This window comes from Burkholderia sp. MSMB1826, assembly GCF_001526325.1.
GTDB lineage: Bacteria > Pseudomonadota > Gammaproteobacteria > Burkholderiales > Burkholderiaceae > Burkholderia.
In genome coordinates, this window is sequence record NZ_LOYN01000022.1 from 38,605 (window position 1) to 60,471 (window position 21,867).

A 21,867-nucleotide genomic window follows, 5' to 3' on the forward strand; every position below is an offset into this window, starting at 1 on the left:
CCGTTACTTTTTCGAGAAGATCGAGCGCGCCAGGACGTTCAGTCCGAGCACCCCGAGCGTAATCAGGAACACGCCCGCCCATGCGAGCGACTGCCACTCCGCGAACGGGCTCATCGCGAACTTGTAGATCGTGACCGGCAGGTTCGCCATCGGCTGGCTCATGTCCCACGAGAAGAACTGGTTCGACAGTGCGGTGAACAGCAGCGGCGCGGTTTCGCCGGCGATCCGCGCGACCGCGAGCAGCACGCCCGTCACGATCCCGCCGACCGACGCGCGCAGCGTGATCTTCAGCACCATGCGCCATTTCGGCGTGCCGAGCGCGACGGCCGCTTCGCGCAGCGCGTTCGGCACGAGCTTCAGCATGTTCTCGGTCGTGCGGATCACGATCGGGATCTGCAGCAGCGCGAGCGCGATCACGCCGGCCCAGCCGGAGAAGCGCCCCGACTTCGCGACGACGATCGCGTACACGAACAGGCCGATGACGATCGACGGCGCCGACAGCAGGATGTCGTTGATGAAGCGGATCGTGCTCGCCAGCAGGTTCTTCTGGCCGTATTCGGCGAGATAGACGCCCGCGAGAATGCCGATCGGCGTGCCGACCAGCGTGCCGAAGCCGCACAGCAGCAAGCTGCCGACGATCGCGTTCGCGAGACCGCCGCCTTCCGTGTTCGGCGCCGGCGTCGATTCGGTGAACAGTTGCAGCGACAGGCCGCCGACGCCGAGGTGCACCGTCGTGTAGAGAATCCACACGAGCCACACCAGGCCGAAGGCCATCGCGCCGAGCGACGCGGCGAGCGCGATCGCGTTGATGGCCTTGCGCTTGCGCTGCAGGCGGTTGCGCATCGCGTCGAGCGCGGCGCCGTCCGGCCCCGGGAAATTCATGATGGGCTCGCTCATTTCTTGCCCTCTCCCTTCTCGAGACGAAGCAGCAGCAGTTTGGAGATGGACAGCACGATGAACGTGATCACGAACAGGATCAGGCCCAGTTCCATCAGCGCGGACGTATGCAGGCCCGGCTGCGCTTCCGCGAATTCGTTCGCGAGCGCCGACGTGATGCTGTTGCCCGGCGCGAACAGCGACACGCTGTCGAGCAGGTTGGTGTTGCCGATCACGAAGGTCACGGCCATCGTTTCGCCGAGTGCGCGGCCGAGGCCGAGCATCACGCCGCCGATCACGCCGGTCTTCGTATAGGGCAGCACGACCTTCCACATCACTTCCCAGGTCGTGCAGCCGATTCCGTATGCCGATTCCTTCAGCAGCACCGGCGTGACCTCGAACACGTCGCGCATCACCGACGCGATGTACGGGATGATCATGATCGCGAGGATCACGCCGGCCGCGAGGATGCCGATGCCGATCGGCGCGCCGGACGTCAGCGGGCCGAGCACCCACACGTCCTTGAACAGGCGGCCGATCGGTTTCTGGAAGTATTCGGCGAAGATCGGCGCGAACACGAGCAGCCCCCACATGCCGTACACGATCGACGGAATCGCGGCGAGCAGCTCGATCGCGATGCCGAGCGGACGGCGCAGCCACACGGGCGCGAGCTCGGTGAGGAACAACGCGATGCCGAAACTGACCGGCACTGCAATGACGAGCGCAATGATCGACGTCACGATGGTGCCGTAGATCGGCACGAGTGCGCCGTAGATGTCCGAGTTGGGATCCCACTCGGATTGCCACAGGAAGCCGAGGCCGAACTTCTGGATGGTCGGCATCGACGCAATGATCAGGGAAACGATGATCCCGCCCAGCAACAGCAGGGTCACGATCGCGGCGAGCCGCGCAAGGCCGCCGAACAGGACATCCCCGAGACGGCTCGGCGCGCGCTGTGCACTGTCGGGCGATCGGGAGGACGTGTATGAAATATCAGACATGGGTGCCTGCTTTTGATTGCCGGGCGCCGTAACGCCCGGCTTTACCGCACACACTGCCCGACCGGCACGGCCGGGCAGCGAACCGCTGGATGGCTTACTCGGCGGCGACCGGCTTGCCCGAAGCGTCCGTCACCTTCGTCTTCCACTGCTTGCGGATTTCCGTCTCGACCGACGCCGGCAGCGAGATGTAGTCGAGGCTGTCGGCTGCCTTCTCGCCGTTCTTGAACGCCCAGCTGAAGAACTTCAGCGTTTCCGCGCCCTGCTCCGGCTTGTCCTGCTTCGCGTGCAGCAGCACGAACGTCGCACCGACGACCGGCCATGCTTCCTTGCCCGGCTGGTTCGTCAGGATCTGGTAGAACGACTTCGACCAGTTCGCGCCTGCGGCTGCCGCCTTGAACGTTTCCGTCTTCGGCTCGACCACCGTGCCCGTCGAATTCTTCAGCGCGGTGTAGGTCATGTTGTTCTTCTTCGCGTACGCCCACTCGACGTAACCGATCGCGCCCGGCAGGCGCTGCACGAAGGCCGCGACGCCGTCGTTGCCCTTGCCGCCCGTGCCCGTCGGCCAGTTGACCGTCGTGCCTTCGCCGATCTTCGACTTCCACTCGTCGTTGACCTTCGACAGGTAGTTCGTCCAGATGAAGCTCGTGCCCGAACCGTCAGCGCGGCGGACCACGGCGATGTCCGTATCCGGCAGCTTGACCTTCGGGTTCAGCGCGACGATCGCCGGGTCGTTCCACTTCTTGATCTTGCCGAGGTAGATGTCGCCGAGCACCGGGCCCGACAGCGTCAGTTCGCCGGCCTTCACGCCCGGCACGTTGACGACCGGCACCACGCCGCCGACCACCGTCGGGAACTGGAACAGGCCTTCCTTCGCGAGCTCTTCGTCCTTCAGCGGTGCGTCCGAACCGGCAAAATCGACCGTCTTCGCGACGATCTGCTTCAGGCCGCCCGACGAGCCGATGCCCTGGTAGTTGACCTTCGAACCGCCGGACTGCTGGTAGTCCGCAGCCCATTTCGTATAGATCGGCATCGCGAACGTGCTACCTGCGCCCGTGATGTCGGCAGCGTGGGCGGCGACGGCGAAAAGCGCGCCAGCCAGGCCGGCAATCGCGGTTTGCATCAATTTCATGAGACCTCCAGTGTGTGAGCGGATGACTACGGCACCGCGAAGGTTAGGGGCTCCTCATGACGGTAATGTGACAATCGATGAAACTGGCGTGACAGTAACATGACTGGTTGAAAGGGAGTATCGGGGTGGCGCGGCGAGGCGCGGGAGCGGCGCGGGCGGCAAGAATTGCCTGGCTCGGAAGGGTGGGATGGATCGCCCTTTTCCGGGGCGTGCGGGCGCATCGTAGCGCACCGTCAGCCGGACGGGAAGCCCGCCCGGCAAGAGTCATGATTTCGGGGTCGAATGCACGATTCGATCGGAACAGCGCGTGTGCCGAACGTTGCTTCTATTAGGTAAGGCAAACCTTTGCGTCAGACGAAACGACGGCGCCCGAGGGCGCCGTACGCACATTCATCGGCAGTCGGCGCGCGGGTCCGTCGGACCGTCACGCGCCCCGGCGCAGGTCAGGTCGTCGCCGCGCGCACCGCGTCGGCGATCGTCTCCGCATGGCGCACGGCATCGGACGCCTGCTGCGCTTCGACCATCACGCGCAGCACGGGCTCCGTGCCCGATGCGCGGATCAGCACACGGCCGCTGCCGGCGAGCGCGGCTTCGGCTGCATCGATCGCGGCGCGAATCGACGCGCTGCCCTTCCAGTCGGCGCCCGGCTTCATCCGCACGTTGATCAGCTTCTGCGGGAACAGCGTGACGCCGTCGAGCATCTGCGCGAGGGTGCGGCCGCTGCGCTTGAGCGCGGCCAGCACGAGCAGCGCCGACACGATGCCGTCGCCGGTCGAGTGCCGGTCGAGCGACAGGATGTGGCCCGACCCTTCCGCGCCGAGCTGCCAGCCGTGCTCGCGCAACTGCTCGAGCACGTAGCGGTCGCCGACCGCCGCCCGCACGAATTTCACGCCCTCGCGCTGCAGCGCGACTTCGACGGCGAGGTTCGTCATCAGCGTGCCGACCGCGCCGTCGACCTTGCCGTCGGTCGCGATCCGGTCCTTCACGAGCACGTAGAGCAGCTCGTCGCCGTTGTACAGACGGCCGGTCGCGTCCACGACCTGCAGGCGATCGGCGTCGCCGTCGAGCGCAATGCCGAGATCGGCGTGGTTCGCCCGCACCGCGCGCACCAGCGCATCCGGCGCGGTCGCGCCGACGCCGTCGTTGATGTTGAAGCCGTTCGGCGCGACGCCGATCGGAATGACGTCCGCGCCGAGTTCGTGGAATACGTGCGGCGCAACCTGGTACGCGGCGCCGTGCGCGCAATCGATCACGAGCTTCAGCCCGCGCAGGTCGAACGCGGCCGGGAACGTGCTCTTGCAGAACTCGATGTAGCGGCCGCCGGCGTCGTCGAGGCGGCGCGCCTTGCCGAGCCCGTCCGACGGCGCGCACTCGAGCGGCTTGTCGAGCCACGCTTCGATCGCAGCCTCGGTGTCGTCGGGCAGCTTGTTGCCGTCAGCCGAGAAAAACTTGATCCCGTTGTCGTGATACGGGTTGTGCGACGCGCTGATCACGACACCGGCCGACAGACGCAGCGCACGCGTCAGGTACGCGACGCCGGGCGTCGGCATCGGGCCGGCCAGCATCACGTCGACGCCGGCCGCCGAGAATCCGGCCTCGAGCGCGGCTTCGAGCATGTAGCCCGACACGCGCGTGTCCTTGCCGATCAGCACGGTCGGACGCGAGCCTGCCGCGACGTCGGCCGAGCTGGCCAGTACCTTGCCGGCCGCATAGCCGAGACGCAATACGAAATCCGGCGTGATGGGCGCGTCGCCCACCGTGCCGCGAATGCCGTCCGTGCCGAAATATCGACGTCCCATGGAATCCTTCCTCCTTCGTCTTTCTGACTTGCTTATCGTTGCCGCGCGGCTGCGCGCACGGCTTTCCATACTTTCAGCGCATCGACCGTCGCCGCGACGTCGTGCACGCGCACGATCGCGGCGCCGCGCTCGACCGCGCACACCGCGGCCGCCACGCTCGCCGCGACGCGCTCCATCGGCGGCTTGCCGCCGATCACCGCGCCGAGCATCGATTTGCGCGACATGCCGGCGAGAATCGGATAAGCGCGCCCGTCGGGTCGCGCCGGTGCCGTGTCCGGCAATGCGGCCAGCAGCGCATAGTTGTCGTCGACGACCGCCTTGCCGAACCCGAAGCCGGGATCGACGCAGATGCGCTCCGCCGCCACCCCCGCGTCGCGCAGCGCCTGCGCGCGGGCCGCGAGAAAGTCACGCACGTCGGTCACGACGTCGCCGTAGTCGGGTTCGCCGACCTGCATCGTCTGCGGCTCGCCGAGCATGTGCATCGCGCACAGGCCGCTATTGCCGTCGCGCACCGCGTCGATCGCACCCGGCTGGCGGAACCCCCAGATGTCGTTGATCAGGTCCGCGCCGGCGGCCAGCGCCGCGCGCATCACGGCCGGCTTGTAGGTATCGATCGACAGCGGCACGTTCAGCGGCCGCAGCGCCTCGACGAGCGGAATCACGCGCGCGAGCTCGTCGTCGAGCGGCACGGGCGGTGCGCCGGGGCGCGTCGATTCGCCGCCGATGTCGAGCAGGTCCGCGCCGTCGGCGATCATCCGCTCGGCCTGGCGCAGCGCATCGTCGCGCGCGAGGAAGCGGCCGCCGTCGGAAAACGAATCGGGCGTTGCGTTGAGGATGCCCATCACGAGCGGGCGTTCGAACGTCAGTTCGAAGCGGCCGCACCGGAGCGGCGCGGGAATGAACGGGGACACTGCGGAATCGGACACGAGCAACTAGCGTGGATGAATGCAAAACGGGCCGGTGTGAAGCCACACCAGCCCGTGAACGGTGCTAAAGCGGAGATTATGCCGCCGGCGTAGCCGGCGCCGGCGCGCTGCCGGGCTTGACCTCGGCGCTGCCGCCGCCCGACGAATCGCCGCCGACAGCCGGCGAGCTCTTCGGCGAGCGCGGCGGACGGCCTTCCATGATGTCGTTGATCTGATCGGCGTCGATCGTCTCCCACTCCATCAGCGCGGCCGTCATCGCCTCGACCTTGTCGCGGTTCTCTTCGAGCAGGCGACGCGCGAGGTTGTACTGTTCGTCGAGCACGCGGCGGATTTCCGAGTCGACCTTCTGCTGCGTCGCTTCCGAAATCGTGCGCGTGAAGCCGCGGCCGAACGGCGACGCATCGTTCTCGTCGTCGACGTAGACCATCGGCCCGAGTGCGTCGGTCATGCCGAAACGCGCAACCATCGCACGCGCCGTCTGCGTGGCCTTGTTGAAGTCGTCCGATGCGCCGGTGCTGACCAGATTCATGAACAGCTCTTCGGCCACCCGCCCGCCGAACAGGATCGCGAGGCGGTCCAGCAGGTAATCCTTCGAATACGTCTCGTTGTCATGCTCCGGCAACTGCCAGGTGACGCCCAGCGCGCGACCGCGCGGGATGATCGTGACCTTGTGCACCGGGTCGGCCTTCGGCAGCAGCTTCGCGATCACCGCGTGGCCCGACTCGTGATACGCGGTTGCGCGCTTCGCTTCCTCGCGGATCACGGCCGACTTGCGCTCCGGACCCATGAAGATCTTGTCCTTCGCATCCTCGAAATCCTGCATCTCGACGATGCGCTTGCCGCGACGTGCGGCGAACAACGCCGCCTCGTTCACGAGGTTCGCGAGATCGGCGCCCGAGAAGCCCGGCGTGCCGCGCGCGATGACCGCCGCGTCGACGTCGTTCGCGATCGGCACCTTGCGCAGGTGCACGCGCATGATCTGCTCGCGGCCGCGGATGTCCGGCAGGCCCACATACACCTGACGGTCGAAACGGCCCGGACGCAGCAGCGCCTTGTCGAGCACGTCGGAACGGTTGGTCGCGGCGATCACGATCACGCCCGAGTTCGCCTCGAAGCCGTCCATCTCGACGAGCATCTGGTTCAGCGTCTGCTCGCGCTCGTCGTTGCCGCCGCCCATGCCGGCGCCGCGATGACGGCCGACCGCGTCGATTTCGTCGATGAACACGATGCACGGCGCATGCTTCTTCGCCTGCTCGAACATGTCGCGCACGCGGGCCGCACCGACACCGACGAACATTTCGACGAAGTCCGAACCCGAGATGCTGAAGAACGGCACCTTCGCTTCACCCGCGATCGCGCGAGCGAGCAACGTCTTGCCGGTACCCGGAGGGCCGACCAGCAGCACGCCGCGCGGAATGCGGCCGCCCAGTTTCTGGAATTTCTGCGGATCGCGCAGGAAGTCGACGAGCTCGGACACTTCCTCCTTCGCTTCGTCGCAGCCCGCGACGTCGGAGAAGTTCACCGCATTGTTGTTCTCGTCGATCAGCCGCGCACGCGATTTCCCGAACGAGAATGCGCCGCCTTTGCCGCCCCCCTGCATCTGCCTCATCATGTAGAACCAGAACACGATGATCAGGATCGTCGGCCCGAGGTAATACAGCGCGGACATCAGCGCGTTCGGCTCGTCGTCGGCCTTGCCGCTGACCTGCACGCCGTACTTCATCAGATCGCCGACCATCCAGATGTCGCCGGGCGACACGATCTGGTATTTCTGGCCATCAGCCGGAGTGACGGTGAGGTTGCGCCCCTGAACGATGACGTTCTTGACCTTGCCGTTCTTGGCGTCGTCCATGAACTGCGAATAGGACACGCCTTCCTGGACGCGGGGCTTGTCGAACTGCTTGAACACCGTAAACAGCACCAGTGCGATCACCAGCCACACCGCTGCCTTCGAAAACATATTGTTGTTCAAAGCACCACTCCTTCACTCGTAGACGAGCGCCTACATTTTCCTTGCGGCGCCCCTCGGTCATTCTAATCCAGTCCGACCACCCCTGCCATAAGCATTGACAACCGCCGCGATAGCGCTTCGCTTGTCTGGCAAGGGCCGGAGCCCGTTTGCGCATCAGCGCGGGTGCTTCAGTTGCCGACCCAAAATGAACGTTTCGGACGATTTGTCGCGGGATGCCTTGGGCTTGCGCGGCGCGACGACCTTAAACTGCTGTTTGAACTTCTCGACGATCTGGCTGTAGCCGCTGCCGTGAAAACACTTCACGAGCAGCGCACCGTCCGGCTTCAGATGGTTCTGCGCGAATTCGAGCGCCAGATCGCAGAGATGCTCGATGCGCGCCGCGTCCGCCGAGGCCACCCCGGACAGGTTGGGGGCCATGTCGGAAATAACAAGGTCCACTGCGCGGCCTTCGAGCACTTCTTCGAGCTGGTGGAGGACGTCGTCCTCGCGGAAGTCGCCCTGCAGGAAGTGGACGTCGGCGATCGGCTCCATCGGCAGGATGTCGAGCGCAACGATCGTGCCGTCGATGCCGCCTTCGCGCGCCGCGTCGCGCTTCTTGCCCTGCGCGAGCTTGTTGCGGGCATACTGGCTCCAGCTGCCCGGCGTCGCGCCGAGATCGACGATCACCTGGCCCGGACGGATCAGCTTGTCCTGCTCGTCGATTTCCTTCAGCTTGTACGCGGCGCGCGCGCGATAGCCCTCCCGCTGCGCCATTTTGACGTACGGGTCGTTGATGTGGTCGTGCAGCCAGTGCTGGTTGAAGCGGTTTTTTGCCATTCGAGAGAGATTGCTGCCAATTGCTTCGTGAAGCCGCGCTTTTAGCGGATAATACGCGTCTTCTTCGCGCGGCTGCGGCCCCTTTTCAGGCCCAAGCCGCGATTTTACGTGGTTTCGGCGCACGGCTGACGCGGTAACGTTCCGCGATCGCTATCCAGTCGGCGCGCCCTTATTAAGATTTCGACATTTCCATGCCCGCCCTTTCGCTTTCTCCCGCCGAGCGCTCCGCGCTGCGCTCCCAGGCCCATGCGCTCAAGCCCGTCGTGCTGATCGGCGCCGAAGGGCTGACCGACGCCGTACTGAAGGAAATCAAGGTGCACCTCGACGCGCACCAACTGATCAAGATCCGCGTGTTCGGCGACGAACGCGACACGCGCGTCGCGATCTACGACGAGATCTGCGACCGCCTGAACGCGGCGCCGATCCAGCACATCGGCAAGCTGCTGGTGATCTGGAAGCCCGAGGCGGCGGTTGCGGCCCCGACCCGCGGCCGTCGTGCCGGCGCGCTGCCGAGCGCGGCCGAAGCCGCCGACGACCGCAAGGGTCGTGCGCCGCGCACCGTCAAGGTCGTCAAGGTGTCGCCGAACGCGAGCCCCGTGCGCCGTCCGCGGCCGGTCAAGGTCACCGTGCGCGGCAACGAGCGCGTGACCGCAGGCGGCACCGTGAAGCGTGCGAAAAAGCGCCAGGCCAGCACCAAGCGGCCGTTCCAGGGCAAGTAACACGCCGGTGCGGCACGGATTCCCGTGCCGCCCTGCCCCGGCGCGCCGCTCAGGCGTCGCGCGTCGGCAGACGCCAGATCAGCATCAGCCCCAGCACGCTCTCGACGAGATAGAACACGCTCGAGACGCCGTGCAGCATCCCGAAGCGGCTCGCATACGGCGAATTCGCGATATCGGTGCCCGCATCCATCGCGGCCACCCGCAGCGCGTTCATGAACGGCTGCAGCGCGAAATACCCGACCAGCACGCACACGACCATCGCGGCAACGATCCAGCGCACGCGGCGATATTCGCTGATGCCGCGCCGCACCTGCTGGTTCGACAACGCGAGCAGCAGCACGCCGCACACGACGCCGAGGATCGCCTCGATGCGAAACAGCTGGGCGGCGACCGAACCGGCCGTCATCCGCTCCAGCGTCTTGAACAACACGGGCGCGACCGCATACCCGATCGTCAGCAGGCTGCCGACCCACACGGCCGACAGCAGACGGAACACGCGATGCGGCATCACGTCGCCCCGCTTCAGATGTAGCTGACCGAGATGATTTCGTACTCGCGCACGCCGCTCGGCGCCTGCACGGCGGCGACGTCGCCTTCGGACTTGCCGATCAGCGCGCGCGCGATCGGCGAGCTGACCGAGATCAGGCCGTGATCGATGTCGGCTTCGTCGTCGCCGACGATCTGGTACTTGACGGTGTCGCCCGACTCGAGATCCTCGAGCTCGACCGTCGCGGCGAACACCACGCGGCCATCGGCGTCGAGCACCGTGGGGTCGATGACCTGCGCGGCGGACAGCTTCGATTCGAGTTCGGCGATGCGCCCCTCGATGAAGCCCTGTTTTTCCTTCGCGGCATCGTATTCGGCGTTTTCGGACAGGTCGCCCTGTGCGCGGGCCTCCGCGATCGCGTTGATCACGGCCGGCCGCTCGACGGACTTGAGGCGCTGCAATTCATCGCGCAGTTGCTCTGCGCCACGCTTTGTCAACGGAATGGTGCTCATAAACGGCTCAATCGCTAAAAACGGCTATAAAAAAAATCACCGCGATTAAGCGCGCTTCCGATGCACTGGAAACACCGCCTAATCGCGGCACGTGTTGCTTCGACAGGTAACTGACCGCTTAGTTTAGGCGAGCGTGAAGACCTTGTAAATCATAGACTTCCAGATCCTTCAGGTAGCGCAAGCCCTCGACGGCCGCGCGCGCGCCCGACATCGTCGTGTAGTACGTGACCTTGTGCGCCTGCGCGCTCATGCGGATCGAACGCGAATCGGCGATCGCCTGGCGCGTCTCGTCGACCGTCGTGAACACGAGTGCGATCTCGCCGTTCTTGATCATGTCGACGATGTGCGGACGGCCGTCCTTCACCTTGTTCACGACCTTCACCGGCACGCCGGCCGCTTCGATCGCGGCAGCCGTGCCCTTGGTCGCGACGATCGGGTAGCCGAGGTCGTGCAGCATGCGCGCGACTTCGACGGCCTTCGGTTTATCCGCGTCCATCACGGTCAGCAGCACCGTGCCCGACTCCGGCAGGCGCGAACCGGCCGCGAGCTGCGACTTGAACAGCGCTTCGCCGAACGTCTGGCCGACGCCCATCACTTCGCCCGTCGAACGCATTTCGGGCCCGAGGACCGGATCGACGGTCGGGAACTTGACGAACGGGAACACCGCTTCCTTCACGCTGAAGTACGGCGGCTCGATTTCCTTCGTCACGCCCTGCTGCGCGAGCTTCTGGCCGACCATCGCGCGCGCCGCGATCTTCGCGAGCGGCAGGCTGGTCGCCTTCGACACGTACGGCACCGTGCGCGACGCGCGCGGGTTCACTTCCAGCACGTAGATGATGTCCTGCTTCGACCCATCCGCCTGCGGCACCTGCTGGATCGCGAACTGCACGTTCATCAGGCCGACCACGTTCAGCGCCTTCGCCATCGCGCCCGTCTGGCGCTTCAGTTCGGTCACGGTTTCCTTCGACAGCGAGTACGGCGGCAGCGAGCACGCCGAGTCGCCCGAGTGAACGCCCGCCTGCTCGATGTGCTCCATCACGCCGCCGATGAACACGGCTTCGCCGTCGCAGATGCAGTCGACGTCGCACTCGATCGCATCGTTCAGGAAGCGGTCGAGCAGCACCGGCGAATCGTTCGACACCTTCACGGCCTCGCGCATGTAGCGCTCGAGGTCGCGCGGCTCGTGGACGATTTCCATCGCGCGGCCGCCGAGCACGTACGACGGACGCACGACGAGCGGATAGCCGATTTCGTCGGCCAGCGCGAGCGCTTCGTCTTCGGCGCGGGCGGTGCGGTTCGGCGGCTGGCGCAGGCCGAGGTCCTGCAGCAGCTTCTGGAAGCGTTCGCGGTCTTCGGCCGCGTCGATCATGTCCGGCGACGTACCGACGATCGGCACGCCGTGCGCCTCGAGGTCGAGCGCGAGCTTCAGCGGCGTCTGGCCGCCGTACTGGACGATCACGCCGACCGGCTTTTCCTTGTCGACGATCTCGAGCACGTCTTCGAGCGTCAGCGGCTCGAAGTACAGGCGATCGGACGTGTCGTAGTCGGTCGACACCGTTTCCGGGTTGCAGTTGACCATGATCGTTTCATAGCCGTCCTCGCGCATCGCGAGCGCCGCGTGCACGCAGCAGTAGTCGAACTCGATGCCCTGGCCGATCCGGTTCGGGCCGCCGCCCAGCACCATGATCTTCTTGTTCGTGGTCGGCTGCGCCTCGCACTCTTCCTCGTAGGTCGAGTACATGTAGGCCGTTTTCGTCGCGAACTCGGCCGCGCACGTGTCGACGCGCTTGTAGACCGGGCGCACGTTCAGTTCCACGCGGCGCTTGCGGACGTCTTCCGGCGTCGCGCCGAGCAGCTTCGCGAGGCGGCGGTCGGAGAAGCCGCTCTGCTTCAGGTAGCGCAGCTCGTCGAACGTCAGCGACGCGAGCGTGCGGCCGCCGAGCGCCTTTTCCTTCAGGATGATCTGCTCGATCTGCTCGAGGAACCACGGGTCGATCGCGGTTTCCGCGAAGATTTCCTCGGCCGTCATGCCGATGCGGAACGCATCGCCGACGTACCAGATGCGATCCGGGCCCGGCTCGTGGATCTCGATCGCGATCTCGTCGCGGTTGGTCGACTTCTCGTCGAGGCCGTCGACGCCGACTTCAAGGCCGCGCAGCGCCTTCTGGAACGATTCCTGGAACGTGCGGCCGATCGCCATCACTTCGCCGACCGACTTCATCTGCGTGGTCAGGCGAGAATCGGCTTCGCGGAACTTCTCGAACGCGAAACGCGGGATCTTCGTGACGACGTAGTCGATCGTCGGCTCGAACGACGCCGGCGTCTGGCCGCCGGTGATTTCGTTCTTCAACTCGTCGAGCGTGTAGCCGACCGCCAGCTTCGCGGCGACCTTCGCGATCGGGAAGCCGGTGGCCTTCGACGCGAGCGCCGACGAACGCGACACGCGCGGGTTCATCTCGATGACGACCATGCGGCCGTCCTTCGGGTTGATCGAGAACTGCACGTTCGAGCCGCCCGTGTCGACGCCGATCTCGCGCAGCACCGCGAGCGATGCGTTACGCAGGATCTGGTACTCCTTGTCGGTGAGCGTCTGTGCAGGCGCGACCGTGATCGAGTCGCCGGTGTGCACGCCCATCGGGTCGAGGTTTTCGATCGAGCAGACGATGATGCAGTTGTCGGCGCGGTCGCGCACGACTTCCATCTCGTATTCCTTCCAGCCGAGCAGCGACTCTTCGATCAGCAGCTCGCGCGTGGGCGACAGGTCGAGACCGCGCTTGCAGATCTCCTCGAACTCTTCGCGGTTGTACGCGATGCCGCCACCCGAGCCGCCGAGCGTGAACGACGGACGGATCACGACCGGGTAGCCGCTGCCGCCGGTGGCCGCCATGATCTCGGCGTGCACCTTGGTCGCTTCTTCCATCGAGTGCGCGATGCCCGACTTCGCGGAGCCGAGACCGATCTTGGTCATCGCGTCCTTGAACTTCTGGCGGTCTTCCGCCTTGTCGATCGCTTCCGGCGACGCGCCGATCAGCTCGACGCCGAACTTCTCGAGCACGCCGTGGTGGTGCAGGTCGAGCGCGCAGTTCAGCGCGGTCTGGCCGCCCATCGTCGGCAGGATCGCGTCCGGGCGCTCCTTCTCGATGATGCGCGCGACGACTTCCCACGTGATCGGCTCGATGTAGGTCACGTCGGCCGTATTCGGGTCGGTCATGATCGTCGCCGGGTTACTGTTGACGAGAACGACCTTGTAGCCCTCCTCACGCAACGCCTTGCAAGCCTGCGCGCCCGAATAGTCGAACTCGCACGCCTGGCCGATGATGATCGGGCCGGCGCCGATGATGAGGATGCTCTTGATGTCTGTGCGTTTTGGCATGGCTTGTGAATTCAATAAGTAATCGTTGTCGTGGGTCGGCCGGCGGCGCTCAGCTCATGGTCGCGAGCGCAAGCTTCACCGAGAAACCGATGAACAGGCCGCCCACGCTGCTCGCCGCGCCTGCCGCGAGCTTGCGGCGGCGACGGAAATGCTCGGCGAGCCGCGCCCCCGCGAAGATCAGCGTGCTCAGGTACAGGAAGCTCGCGCATTGCGCGATCGCCCCGAGCACGACGAACGACAGCGCGGGATGCGGGAATGCCGGGTCGACGAACTGGATGAAGAACGAGATGAAGAACAGGATCGCCTTCGGATTCAGCAGGCTCACGATCAGCGCCTTGCGGAACGGCCTGTCGAAAGACCGCTCGCCGTCGTCCGCCTGCGGCGCCTCGACCGGCGCATCGCCGCGCGCGCGCAGCTTGCTCCACGCGCCGCGCAGCATCCCGATGCCGATGTACAGCAGATACGCGGCGCCGCCGTACTTGACGACGGAGAACAGCAGCGGGTTCGCCTTCAGCAGCGACGCGACGCCCGCGGCCGACAGCACCATCAGCACGGTATCGCCGACGAACACGCCGCAGGCCGCGCGATAACCGGCCTTCACGCCGCGCTGCGCGGCGAGCGACAGCACGTACATCGAGTTCGGCCCCGGCAGCAGGATGATGAAGATCACGCCGAACACGTAGGTCCAGATATCCGTGATGCCGAGTGCGTGGCCGAACATGATGCGAATCTCCCGTCCTTCGGTTGCGTCGATGACGTTAAGCGTTGCGCTGCTTCGCCGCGTCCATCAGCGCGGTGAAACGGTCGAACAGGTAGCCGATGTCGTGCGGGCCGGGCGACGCTTCCGGGTGGCCCTGGAAGCAGAACGCCGGCTTGTCGGTCAGCTCGAAGCCCTGCAGCGTGCCGTCGAACAGCGATACGTGCGTCACGCGCGCGTTGGCCGGCAGCGAATCGGCGTCGACCGCGAAGCCGTGGTTCTGCGACGTGATCACGACACGGCCGTCGCCGAGATCCTTCACCGGATGGTTCGCGCCGTGGTGGCCCGTTTTCATCTTGAGCGTCTTCGCGCCCACCGCGAGGCCCATGATCTGGTGGCCGAGGCAGATGCCGAAGGTCGGCACGCCGCGCTCGATGAACTCCTTCGTGGCCGCGATCGCGTAATCGCACGGCTCCGGATCGCCGGGGCCGTTCGACAGGAACACGCCGTCCGGATTCAGCGCGAGCGCATCGGCCGCGCTGGCCTGGGCGGGCAGCACCGTCACGTGGCAGCCGCGCTCCGCGAGCATGCGCAGGATGTTGTACTTGACGCCGAAGTCGTACGCGACGACGCGATACTTCGGCGCTTCCTGCATGCCGTAGCCGCCTTCGAGACGCCATTCCGTCTGCTTCCACTCGAACGGCTTGGCGGTCGACACGACCTTCGCGAGATCCATGCCGGCGAGGCCCTCGAACGAGCGCGCGAGCTCGATCGCCTTCGCTTCGTCGTCGGAGCCCGTCAGGATGCAGCCGCTCTGCGCGCCCTTGTCACGGAGGATGCGGGTCAGCTTGCGGGTGTCGATGCCGGCGATCGCGACGACGCCTTCGTCGCGCAGGTAGTCGCCGAGCGTGCGGTCCATGCGGAAGTTCGATGCGAGCGTCGGCAGATCGCGGATGATCAGGCCGGCGGCATGGACTTTCGTGGCTTCGACGTCTTCGGCGTTCACGCCGACGTTGCCGATATGCGGATAGGTGAGCGTGACGATCTGGCGCGAGTAGCTCGGATCAGTCAGGATTTCCTGATAGCCGGTGATCGCGGTATTGAACACGACTTCGCCGATCGTATGGCCTTCGGCCCCGATCGAATAACCACGAAAGACCGTGCCGTCGGCGAGTGCAAGCAAGGCGGGAGAAAAAGACGGCAACACGGGAGGCTCCTTGGGGAACACCCTGCTGCCGACCTGTTTACCCTGCCGCGCGCGCGCCGCGCTGCGTGGGCGCGCGCGGTCGCTAGCTGGACGCGGCCTGCGTTGTCGAGACGCGAACCCGGCGCATGGCGCACGAGGCTTCGCGGCATCGCCCGACAGGCGGCGTGCGGCGGATGAACGGGATGTATGAGGTAGGCGCTAGGGTGCGAGGTTGATCAGCACAAACTTTCAAATTATAGCCTGAAAATGGGCCTATCTTCAATTGATATGGCCGTCCGATCGCGGTCGCGCCGCACCCCGCGGCGCGGCGCGACGTGCTACGGCCCCGTTTCCGGGGCCGCCCTAGCCGCCAGCGTACCGCCGGATCAGTGCGCTTGGCCAGTGCCGCGCGCGGGCCACGCGTACCAGACCGCACTCGCGAGCTGCAGCGCGAGCAGCACGCCCCAGGCGGTGAAGTGCGCGGCCGCCGGATAACGGCCGTCGACCGCCGGCCAGTGCGACAGCACGGCGCCGACGCCGATCTGGAACGCGAAGATCAGCAGGAAGATCACGAGCGTGAGCGTCGTGTTCGCGCGGCCGATCAGATGGGCGGGAAAATGGCCGGCCATCACCGCGTAGGTCAGGATGCCCACGCCGCCGAACATGCCATAGGCGGCCCACAGCCCGGCCGGCGGCAACGGCACGCGCGCGACGATCGCGAACTGCGTCGCGACGAACAGCGCCATGCCGATACCGCAAGTGGCGTAGACCGACACGCCGCGCCGTTCGAGCACGCGCGCCGCCGCGCCGAAGCCGACGCAGCCGGCCATCATCGCGAAGCCGAGCACCGACACGAGGCGCGCGGCATGCGGCGCATCGAACCCGCCGACATCGCGCAGATACGGGCCGACCCACAGCGACTGCATCGCATAGAACACGCCCTGCGTGACGACGGAAAACGACGCGATCTTCCAGAACGCGCGGCTACTCAGGATGTGCCACGTGCCCTTGAACTGGCTGACGAGCCCGCCCTGATGGCGTGCCCGCTGCGCGTCGGGCGCCCCGAAGCCGATCGACGCCGCCACGACCACCGTCAGCGCCGCGAGGCCGAAACAGATCGCGCGCCAGCTCGTCCAGCCGAGCAGCCAGGTCAGCGGCGAGCCGACCATCACGCCGCCGAGACCGCCCACGGCCATCACGAGGCCGTTGACGAGCGGCAGCCGGCCGACCGGAAAATGCTGCGCGAGCGCCTTGAACGCCGCGCCGAGACACACCGATACGCCGACGCCGATCAGCAGGCGGCCGACCATCATCGCGCCGATGCCGTGCGCCGCGCCGAACACGGCCGCGCCGGCCGCCGCGAACAGCAGCATGCCGGCCGTCACGCGGCGCGGGCCGAAGTGGTCGAGCATCACGCCGGCCGGAATCTGCGCGCCGGCGAAGCCGAGGAAATAGAGGCTGGTGAGCAGGCCGAGATCGGCGGCCGACAGCCCGAGCTCGTGCGTGACGAACGGCGCGAAGCCCAGATTGACGCCGCGAAACACATACGACACGAAATACCCGACCGAAAACAGCGCGAGCACCCTCACCTGCACCGACGACATCGCTTCCCCTTGTCATATGAAGACGCGCGACGCAGCGCCGCCGCGCCGCGCGCAAACGAAAACGCCGTCACCTCGGTGACGGCGTTTCGTCGAATTCGTCGGATGATAGCGCAATCGTGCGGGCGTTACCGGCCGCCACGCCGTGCGCACCCCCGCGCTTACTTCTTCTTGCCCTTGTGCGCGGCGGTCTTGGCCGGCGCGGCTTTCGCGGGGGCGGCTTTCGCGGGCGCGGCCTTCGCCGGCTTCGCCGACGACTTGGCGGCGCCGCGCTTGCCGCCGTGCGACTTGCCGCCCACCGCCAGGCTCGCGCGCTCGATGTGCGCACCGCCCGTCGACGTCGCGATCCGTTCCGGGCCGGGTTCCGCCGGCACCGCGCGGCCGACCGGCACGTGCAGCACGAGCGCCTGGCCCGGCATCGCGAGATCGCGGTGCGTACGGTTCCACGCCTTCAACTGACCGACCGACACGCCGTAGCGGCCGGCGATCGCCGCCATCGACTGCTTGCGGCGCACGCGGATCAGCATCTTGCGCGTATCGGGAACGTCCGGCTCCATCGCGAGCACGCCGTTTTCGGCGACGTCGGCGCTGATGTCCTCGTCGTCGTCGTCGCCGCGCGGCACGACGATCGTCGAGCCCGGCTTCAGGCGCATGCCGGCCGGAATCTTGTTGACCGACATCAGCGTATCGGCGTCGACGCCGATCTTCTCGGCGATCGCGGCCGGGCGCGCACGCTCGCTGACCGTGTAGGTGGTCCACGACGACAGCTGGCCGCTGTAGGCTTTCAGGCTCTTCTCGAACGCGGACGCGTTGTCGAACGGCAGCAGGATCTGCGGCTCGGTCGCGCCGAGGATCACCGGCTTCGAGAACGACGGGTTCAGCGAGCGGAACTCGTCGAGCGGCAGGTTCGCGAGCTTCGCGGCCACCGCCACGTCGATGTCGCGCGACGTCGTGACCGTCACGAAATACGGGTGGTTCGGGATATCGGGCAGCGTCAGGCCGTACTGCTGCGGGCTCGCGATGATGTTCTTCACCGCCTGCAGCTTCGGCACGTAGTTGCGCGTCTCGTTCGGCATCCGCAGGCTCTGGTAGTCGGTCGGCAGGCCGGCCGCCTGGTTGCGCGCGATCGCGCGCTGCACGTTGCCCTCGCCCCAGTTGTACGCGGCCAGCGCCAGATACCAGTCGCCGAACATGTCGTGCAGGCGGGACAGGTAGTCGAGCGCGGCGCTCGTCGATGCAAGCACGTCACGACGCTCGTCCTGCCACATGTTGCGCTTCAGGTTGTACGTGCGGCCGGTGCCGGGCATGAACTGCCACATGCCGGCCGCCTTCGCGACCGACAGCGCCTGCGGGTTGTACGCGGACTCGATGAACGGCAGCAGCGCGAGCTCGGTCGGCATGTGACGCGCCTCGAGCTCTTCGACGATGTGATACAGGTACTTCTGCGAGCGCTCGGTCATGCGCTGCACGTAATCGGGCCGCTGCGTGTACCAGGTCGTCTGCATGTCGACGAGATCGCTCTGCAGGTCGGGCATCTGGAAGCCGCGACGGATGCGCGCCCAGAGATCGGAGTCTGCACTGGTCAGGTCGCCGACGGATTGCTTGTCGACGTCGACAGTTTCTTTGGCGGTGGCTGATTTACGGAGGTAGTTGGACGTCGCCTGCGAATCGGCGGCGTTGTTGGCGACAGGGGGCTGGCTCGCACACGCGGCGAGGAGTAGCACCACCATCGCACTCAATATAAGTCGCATGAAAATCTCGGCTTCCGACGGCTGGAAATTGCAGGCGATACTACGGAAGTGCGTGCTTCACGTCAATAAAAACACCGAAAACTCAGCGAAATCCTACATTTGGAGCAATTTTTACAGACACCGCTTGAGCTTTGGAGTCCTCCGGAAAACGTCATCGAAACCGGTTTTTCCATTCGCGCATCAGCGTGAACGCCGCCAGACGATCCGTCACCGTTTCGTGCAGCTCGGCCTCGAGCGTCGCATGGATCGCCGCGCTGTCCGCCCGCATGAACGGGTTAACGGCACGCTCGTGCGCGATCGTAGTGGGCAGCGTCGGCACGCCGCGCGCGCGCAGCGCCTGCGCATCGTCGCGCCACGCCGCGAGCGCCGCATTGCCGGGCTCGCACGCGAGCGCGAAGCGGATGTTCGACAGCGTGTATTCGTGTGCACAATGCACACGGGTGTCGCCCGGCAGCGCCGCGAGCGCGTCGAGCGACGCGAGCATCTGCGCGGGCGTGCCTTCGAACAGGCGGCCGCAGCCGCACGAGAACAGCGTGTCGCCGCAGAACACGTGCGGCACCGCGTTGCCCTGCCCGACCCGCTGGAAATACGCGATATGGCCGCGCGTATGACCCGGCACGTCGAGCACGTCGAATGCGACGGCCGGTGCGTCGAGCGTCACGCGATCGCCGCCCGAAAGCGGCCGCGTGACCACGTCGATCGCTTCGGCCGCGGGGCCGTAAACGGCGAGCGGAGCATCGGCCGGTTGGCTATTGCGCAGCGCCTCGACACCGCCGACGTGGTCGGCGTGGTGGTGCGTGAGTAAAATAGCGGTCAACCGCCAGCCTCGTTCGGCAAGAACCCGGCGTACGGGCGCGGCTTCACCCGGGTCGACGGCGATCGCATCGCAGCCGTCCGAGACGAGCCAGATATAGTTGTCTTCGAATGCCGGAACCGGCACGTATTCCAGCTCGTTCATGGGCGCGCAATCATCGTTATGTCTGACCGTCAAATTATAGACTGGCCCGCCTGGACCGACTCGCCGCCCGGCCGCTACGTGCTGGGCTGGGAGCAGGCGCAGCTCGACCGGATCGTGTCCGACGTCTTCGGCTTCCACGCGCTGCAGCTCGGCTTGCCGCAGCTCGACGCGCTGCGCGAGAACCGCATGCCGTATCGCGGCCTGGTGCTCGATCCGGCGAGCGGCGCGAGCGCGCCGTATCAGTATCCGCGGGCGCGCGAAACGCACGCGGCGGCCCATGCGCCGGCCGATCGCAGCACGACCTGGTGCGACCTGCTCGACCTGCCGTTCGAGTCGCAGAGCGTCGACCTGATCGTGATGCCGCACACGCTCGAATTCACGTCCGATCCGCACCGCCTGCTGCGCGAGGCCGAGCGCGTGCTGATGCCGGAAGGCCAGCTCGTGATCACCGGCTTCAACTCGCTCAGCCTGTGGGGCATGCGGCAGTCGTTCGGGCGCATGGCGAACCGCCCGTTCGTGCCGGCCACGCGCGACCAGATCGCGTTCATCCGGCTCAAGGACTGGATCAAGCTGCTCGGCTTCGACCTCGAACGCGGCCGCTTCGGCTGCTACCGGCCGCCGCTCGCCACCGATCAGTGGCTGGCCCGCTACGGCTTCATGGAGGCCGCCGGCGACCGCTGGTGGCCGATCTTCGGCGCCGTCTACATGGTGACGGCCGTCAAGCGCGTGCGCGGCATGCGTCTCGTCGGCCCGATCAGGATGAAGAAGCCCGTGCTCGCACCGGGCCTGACGCCGGCGGCCTCCCCGACCACCCATCAAGAACGTTCATGACAACCGACACCATCGACATCTATACCGACGGCGCCTGCAAGGGCAACCCCGGCCCCGGCGGCTGGGGTGCGCTGCTGCGCTACGGCACCCAAGAAAAGGAACTGTTCGGCGGCGAGCCGAACACGACCAACAACCGCATGGAGCTGATGGGCGTGATCGCCGCGCTCGAGGCGCTCAAGCGGCCGTGCCGGGTGATCGTGCATACCGACTCGCAATACGTGCAGAAAGGCATCAGCGAGTGGATCCACGGGTGGAAGAAGAAAGGCTGGGTCACCGCGGCGAAGACGCCCGTGAAGAACGCCGACCTGTGGAAGCGGCTCGACGCGCTCGTCGTGCAGCACGACGTCGAATGGCGCTGGGTGAAGGGCCACGCCGGCCACCCCGAAAACGAACGCGCCGACGCGCTCGCGAATCGCGGCGTCGAATCGCTCGCGGCCTGAATCCGGGCCGCCCTCCTCTCTTTCCCGATTTATCCGACATGCGCCAGATCATTCTCGATACCGAAACCACCGGCCTGAACGCCCGCACCGGCGACCGCCTGATCGAAATCGGCTGCGTCGAGCTGCTGAACCGCCGGCTCACCGGCAACAACCTGCACATCTACGTGAACCCCGAGCGCGACAGCGATCCGGGCGCACTGGCCGTGCACGGCCTCACGACCGAGTTCCTCAGCGACAAGCCGAAGTTCGCGGAAGTCGTCGACCAGATCCGCGACTTCGTGAAGGGCGCCGAGCTGATCATCCACAACGCGCCGTTCGACCTCGGCTTCCTCGACGCCGAATTCGCGCGGCTCGGCCTGCCGCCGTTCACCGAGCATTGCGGCGGCGTGATCGACACGCTGGTGCAGGCCAAGCAGATGTTCCCCGGCAAGCGCAACTCGCTCGACGCGCTGTGCGACCGCTTCGGCATCAGCAACGCGCACCGCACGCTGCACGGCGCACTGCTCGACTCGGAGCTGCTCGCCGAGGTGTATCTCGCGATGACGCGCGGCCAGGACAGCCTCGTGATCGACATGCTCGACGACACGGGCGCCGACGGCGGTGCGGCGAACGGCCAGCGCGTTTCGCTTGCGGCGCTCGATCTGCCGGTCATCGCGGCAAGCGACGACGAGTTGGCCGCGCACCAGACGCAGCTCGACGAACTCGACAAGTCGGTCAAGGGCGCCTGCGTGTGGCGCCAATCCACCGACGCGGAAGCAGCGGACGCCGCGCAAGCCGCCTGACGCGGCACCCG

At 66.4% G+C, this 21,867-nt stretch carries 19 protein-coding genes; 4 read left to right on the plus strand and 15 right to left on the minus strand.

Features of this window, described 5'->3' with window-relative positions; translation table 11 throughout:
• Positions 1-3 precede the first annotated feature (3 nt).
• The 7 genes from pstA to WS95_RS12440 all read right to left on the minus strand — a co-directional run bounded on the left by pstA (position 4) and on the right by WS95_RS12440 (position 8,519).
• Entirely contained in the window at positions 4-897 is an 894-nt protein-coding gene (pstA, locus tag WS95_RS12410; protein WP_034206957.1) for a phosphate ABC transporter permease PstA, read from the minus strand.
• Positions 894-1,877, minus strand: a complete 984-nt coding sequence (gene pstC, locus WS95_RS12415; RefSeq protein WP_034206956.1) for a phosphate ABC transporter permease PstC — start codon at positions 1,875-1,877, stop codon at positions 894-896. The genes pstA and pstC overlap by 4 nt, the downstream gene beginning before the upstream one ends.
• 94 nt (positions 1,878-1,971) lie before the next feature.
• Positions 1,972-3,006 carry a phosphate ABC transporter substrate-binding protein PstS gene (pstS, locus tag WS95_RS12420; protein WP_034206955.1) on the minus strand — a complete coding sequence of 345 codons (1,035 nt, stop codon included), beginning with the start codon at positions 3,004-3,006 and terminating at the stop codon, positions 1,972-1,974.
• A gap of 443 nt (positions 3,007-3,449) precedes the next feature.
• Entirely contained in the window at positions 3,450-4,805 is a 1,356-nt protein-coding gene (gene glmM / locus WS95_RS12425) for a phosphoglucosamine mutase (protein ID WP_059824079.1), read from the minus strand.
• Between the two features lie 32 nt (positions 4,806-4,837).
• Entirely contained in the window at positions 4,838-5,731 is an 894-nt protein-coding gene (folP, locus tag WS95_RS12430; protein WP_034207873.1) for a dihydropteroate synthase, read from the minus strand.
• Between the two features lie 76 nt (positions 5,732-5,807).
• Complete coding sequence (gene ftsH, locus WS95_RS12435; RefSeq protein WP_034206953.1) at positions 5,808-7,703, minus strand: ATP-dependent zinc metalloprotease FtsH; 1,896 nt, start codon at positions 7,701-7,703, stop codon at positions 5,808-5,810.
• Positions 7,704-7,856: 153 nt separating this feature from the next.
• On the minus strand, positions 7,857-8,519 hold the full coding sequence (locus tag WS95_RS12440; protein ID WP_034206952.1) for an RlmE family RNA methyltransferase: 663 nt from the start codon (positions 8,517-8,519) through the stop codon (positions 7,857-7,859).
• A 191-nt stretch (positions 8,520-8,710) separates the two neighbouring features.
• Between WS95_RS12440 and WS95_RS12445 the strand changes: the two genes are divergently transcribed.
• Positions 8,711-9,238: a YhbY family RNA-binding protein gene (locus tag WS95_RS12445; RefSeq protein WP_059782635.1), complete on the plus strand. Its 528-nt coding sequence runs from the start codon at positions 8,711-8,713 to the stop codon at positions 9,236-9,238.
• A gap of 49 nt (positions 9,239-9,287) precedes the next feature.
• On the opposite strand, the gene WS95_RS12450 is transcribed toward WS95_RS12445, so the two are convergent.
• From WS95_RS12450 to gloB, 8 genes are all read right to left on the minus strand, one after another.
• Entirely contained in the window at positions 9,288-9,746 is a 459-nt protein-coding gene (locus WS95_RS12450) for a DUF4149 domain-containing protein (protein WP_059824081.1), read from the minus strand.
• 14 nt (positions 9,747-9,760) lie between these two features.
• Positions 9,761-10,237, minus strand: a complete 477-nt coding sequence (greA, locus tag WS95_RS12455) for a transcription elongation factor GreA (protein WP_034206950.1) — start codon at positions 10,235-10,237, stop codon at positions 9,761-9,763.
• Positions 10,238-10,355: 118 nt separating this feature from the next.
• Positions 10,356-13,610, minus strand: coding sequence for a carbamoyl-phosphate synthase large subunit (gene carB, locus WS95_RS12460; protein ID WP_059782632.1), 3,255 nt, complete (start codon positions 13,608-13,610; stop codon positions 10,356-10,358).
• 49 nt (positions 13,611-13,659) lie between these two features.
• Positions 13,660-14,331, minus strand: coding sequence for a leucine efflux protein LeuE (leuE, locus tag WS95_RS12465; RefSeq protein WP_034206948.1), 672 nt, complete (start codon positions 14,329-14,331; stop codon positions 13,660-13,662).
• Positions 14,332-14,368: 37 nt separating this feature from the next.
• Positions 14,369-15,514, minus strand: coding sequence for a glutamine-hydrolyzing carbamoyl-phosphate synthase small subunit (gene carA, locus WS95_RS12470; RefSeq protein ID WP_034206947.1), 1,146 nt, complete (start codon positions 15,512-15,514; stop codon positions 14,369-14,371).
• Between the two features lie 365 nt (positions 15,515-15,879).
• Positions 15,880-17,097, minus strand: coding sequence for an MFS transporter (locus tag WS95_RS12475; protein WP_080747752.1), 1,218 nt, complete (start codon positions 17,095-17,097; stop codon positions 15,880-15,882).
• A gap of 158 nt (positions 17,098-17,255) precedes the next feature.
• Positions 17,256-18,845: a transglycosylase SLT domain-containing protein gene (locus WS95_RS12480; RefSeq protein ID WP_034206946.1), complete on the minus strand. Its 1,590-nt coding sequence runs from the start codon at positions 18,843-18,845 to the stop codon at positions 17,256-17,258.
• 151 nt (positions 18,846-18,996) lie between these two features.
• On the minus strand, positions 18,997-19,803 hold the full coding sequence (gene gloB / locus WS95_RS12485) for a hydroxyacylglutathione hydrolase (protein WP_034206945.1): 807 nt from the start codon (positions 19,801-19,803) through the stop codon (positions 18,997-18,999).
• A gap of 18 nt (positions 19,804-19,821) precedes the next feature.
• Between gloB and WS95_RS12490 the strand changes: the two genes are divergently transcribed.
• From WS95_RS12490 to dnaQ, 3 genes are read left to right on the plus strand one after another with little or no spacing between them, the layout of a single operon-like run.
• Positions 19,822-20,634: a class I SAM-dependent methyltransferase gene (locus WS95_RS12490; RefSeq protein ID WP_034206944.1), complete on the plus strand. Its 813-nt coding sequence runs from the start codon at positions 19,822-19,824 to the stop codon at positions 20,632-20,634.
• Entirely contained in the window at positions 20,631-21,074 is a 444-nt protein-coding gene (rnhA, locus tag WS95_RS12495; RefSeq protein WP_034206943.1) for a ribonuclease HI, read from the plus strand. Before WS95_RS12490 ends, rnhA begins: the two co-directional genes overlap by 4 nt.
• A gap of 38 nt (positions 21,075-21,112) precedes the next feature.
• On the plus strand, positions 21,113-21,856 hold the full coding sequence (gene dnaQ, locus WS95_RS12500) for a DNA polymerase III subunit epsilon (protein ID WP_059824083.1): 744 nt from the start codon (positions 21,113-21,115) through the stop codon (positions 21,854-21,856).
• Positions 21,857-21,867 lie beyond the last annotated feature (11 nt).